This window comes from Cobetia sp. (assembly GCF_983723665.1).
In genome coordinates this window covers 1-3,549 of sequence record NZ_CFDJES010000174.1, presented here as the reverse complement: position 1 = coordinate 3,549, position 3,549 = coordinate 1, and the positions used below count along the sequence as shown (strand labels likewise).

Here is a 3,549-nt window from a genome sequence, read left to right as displayed (position 1 = left end):
GACGCACGTTTTGTCGATTGCAAATAATAAAGGTTCTCAATATGATCCAGTGAGATGCGGGCCGACCATCGAGAGACCGTGTAATGACTTCCCGCCCTCTCTCGAGCGGCCCCACGCACTGCCGTTCTGCGCGCACTGCATAACAACAGACCGATCAAGGGATCCACATGACTGCCTCTTTCCGTTTTGCCTCACGCAAGCCGCTGGCAGCTGCCATCGCATTGTCAGCCTCCATGTTCACCGGTGCCGCTCTGGCAGAGCATCATGGCGACGCGCATGACAAGGCGCTGACGGCCGACGCTGTCGTCGCCCAGTACGCCAACGTCGCGCATGCCACCTACAGCGATGCCCTGGCCAGTGCCAATGCCCTGCGCGCCGCCAATGCCGCGCTGATCGAGTCGCCGTCCGAAGAGACGCTGTCCGCGGCACGTGCCGCCTGGAAGCAGGCGCGCGTGGCGTATCAGCAGAGTGAAGTGTTCCGCTTCGGCAATGCCATCGTCGATGACTGGGAAGGTCAGCTGAACGCCTGGCCGCTGGATGAAGGGCTGATCGATTACGTCGAAGGCGACGGCTATCAGGCCGAACTGGGTAACCCGGGTGCCAGCGCCAACATCATCGCCAGCGACAGCGTGCAGATCGGTGCCGACAAGATCGACACCACCGAGATCACCCCGGAGCTGCTGGCGTCCCTCAACGAGCTGGGCGGTTTCGAGGCCAACGTGGCCAGCGGCTACCATGCCATCGAATTCCTGCTCTGGGGTCAGGACATGCACGGCTTTGAGGCCGGTGCCGGCGAGCGCCCGGCGACCGACTTCGCCAAGGGCGATGCCTGTACCGCCGACAACTGTGACCGTCGTGGCGCCTACCTGCTGGCCGCCAACGACCTGCTGATCAGCGACCTGGAGTACATGGTCGGCCAGTGGGCACAGGGCGAGAAGGACAACTACCGTGCAGAATTGACTTCATTGCCGGCCGGTGAAGGCCTCGAGAAGATGTTGTTCGGCATGGGCTCCCTGTCACTGGGTGAGCTGGCCGGTGAGCGCATGAAGGTCGCGCTGGAAGCCAACTCCTATGAAGACGAGCATGACTGCTTCTCCGACAACACCCACTACTCGCACTTCTACAATGCCAAGGGCATCCAGAACGTCTACGAAGGCAAGTACGTGACCCTAGACGGTCGCACCTTCGAAGGCCCGTCACTGCATGCACTCGTCGCCCAGAATGACCCGGAACTGGCCGAGAAGATGCACGAGGCACTGGACACCACCATGGGCCAGCTGCAGGTGATGGTCGACACGGCAGAAGCCGAGGGCGGCATGAAGTTTGACCAGATGATCGCCCCGGGCAATGCCGAAGGCGCCGAGATCATCAATGCCAGCATTCAGGATCTGGTCGCCCAGACCCGTCTGATCGAAGAAATTGCCGGCACCGTCGGTATCGATGGCCTGGAAGCCGACACGGCAGATCACGAATTCTGATCAACTGCTCCACATTGCCAAGCGTGAGTTGGCTGAAGACCCCAAGCTGCCTCGCGTCGCGCTGATATCCTCGCCCGAACCTCTCTCACGACAGGTTCGGGCGTTGATGGTTCTTGCGCCAGCTTTTCATGCGCGTCTGCCGATAGAGTCCTGAGAGGCGACTCTTCGAGCAGCCTGACCGCGCAAGCCGGGAAAACCCTGTATGCCAATATTGCACCACGACATGATGCTGCGTCCCTCCCTGACCCGCTCCCTGCCACTTGCCATCGCCCTGGCGTGTCTGCCTGCTCAGTCGGCATCGGCAGATCATCCCAAGCCCACGGCAGATTCCGCGATGACAGTGATGAGCTATCTGTCTTCCCTGCCATTGCAGGACACCGACAGAAGCGGTGGCGACGGCAGCGTGCCCAAGCACGATACCAATGCCTATTCGCTGCCGGCCAAGAACCTGAGCTTCGATCAGCGTCTGTCCTTCAGTGTCGGCAACAGCTTCTTCAAGAGCCCCTGGGTGATCGCGCCCGCCAGCACCACCGCGCGCGATGGCCTCGGCCCGCTGTTCAACACCAACGCCTGCCAGAACTGCCACGTCAAGGATGGCCGCGGCAGCTTGCCGGCTGAGGGCGATCCCTCGGTAGGCCTTTTCCTGCGCCTGGGCCTGCCGGACAGTCACGAGGACAGCTGGAGCGATGAGGAGCGTGAATTCCGGCGTATCGCCGGGGTGATGCCGCATCCTGTCTATGGCACCCAGCTGCAGAATGCCGCCGTGCCCGGCATCGAGCGCGAAGGCCGCATGCAGGTGGATTACGAGGACGTGACGGTGACCCTGGCGGACGGGGAAGTGATCACGTTGCGCAAGCCGCGCTATTCCATCGTCGAACCCGGCTTCGGTGACCCGGGCGCGATCGCGCTCTCCCCACGTCTCGCCCCCGGCATGGTGGGGCTGGGGCTGCTCGAGGCGGTCAGCGACGAGACCTTGCTCGAGTGGGCCGACCCGCAGGATGCGGATGGCGACGGCATCAGCGGGCGCGCCAATACTGTCTGGTCACTCGCCGAGCAACGCGAGGTCATGGGCCGTTTCGGCTGGAAGGCCGGTCAGCCCGATGTGCGACAGCAGAGCGCCAAGGCCTTCGCCGGCGACATGGGGCTGACCTCCAATCTGGTCAGCTCCACCGACTGCACCCCGCTCCAGAAGTGCGAGGCATTGCCCGATGGGGGGGAGATCGAGGTCGACGACAACGTGATGGACAACGTGGCCTTCTACTCGCGCAATCTGGCCGTGCCCACCCGGCGTGATATCGATGACCCGACGGTGCGTCAAGGCGAGCAACTGTTCCGCGAGCTTGAATGCGCCAGCTGCCACCGCCCACGCCTGACCACCCAGTCGGGCGGCGTGGCGGCACAACTGGCCGAGCAGACGATCTGGCCCTACAGCGACATGCTGCTGCATGACATGGGCGAAGGACTGGCGGATGATCGCCGCGAATTCGAGGCCAGCGGCCAGGAATGGCGCACGCCGCCCCTGTGGGGCATCGGCCTGGCCCAGACGGTCAACCCTGCCACGGGCTTCTTGCATGATGGCCGTGCACGCACCCTGCTCGAGGCCGTGCTCTGGCATGGCGGCGAAGCCCAGCCAAGCCGCGATGCCGTCGTGGCCCTGCCGACTGACCAGCGTGAAGCCCTGTTGCGCTTCCTCGAGACTCTCTGACAAGGAATACCCGTTCATGCCCCGCGACACCTTCACCCCAGCTGCAACCCCGATGAAACCTGGCCTGCGCAAGACCTCGCCCCTGGCCCTGATGGCCTGTGGCATGACACTGCTGGGCGCCGCGCTGTTCTCGACGAGCACACTGGCGGCGACGGACTCTCCTGCTGCCAACACAGACGCCGCCACCACTGACACCAACAGCGCAGAGGCCGTCAGCCAGTTTGCCGCTGACACGCTGAGCGAGGCGCACCAGCAACTTGCCAGCCGCCTGCAACAGCTCGCGCAGCATACTCAGGCGTTCTGCTCTGCCGAGGGTGACGTGACCCTCGACACCCTCAAGCAGGACTGGCGCAGCGCCATGCTGGG

The 3,549-nt window shown here is 63.7% G+C and carries 3 protein-coding genes; all 3 read left to right on the top strand.

Annotated features, from left to right (window positions below; translation table 11 throughout):
* The first annotated feature begins 167 nt into the window (after positions 1 to 167).
* A complete protein-coding gene (locus tag AC4FAH_RS13210; RefSeq protein ID WP_490246184.1) occupies positions 168 to 1,478 on the top strand; it encodes an imelysin family protein in 1,311 nt (436 codons plus the stop codon).
* 202 nt (positions 1,479 to 1,680) lie between these two features.
* Positions 1,681 to 3,183 (top strand): di-heme oxidoreductase family protein, encoded by a 1,503-nt coding sequence (locus AC4FAH_RS13205; protein ID WP_490246183.1) that lies wholly within the window; start codon positions 1,681 to 1,683, stop codon positions 3,181 to 3,183.
* A 16-nt stretch (positions 3,184 to 3,199) separates the two neighbouring features.
* A partial coding sequence (locus tag AC4FAH_RS13200) for a hypothetical protein (RefSeq protein WP_490246182.1) occupies positions 3,200 to 3,549 on the top strand: 350 nt, incomplete at its 3' end.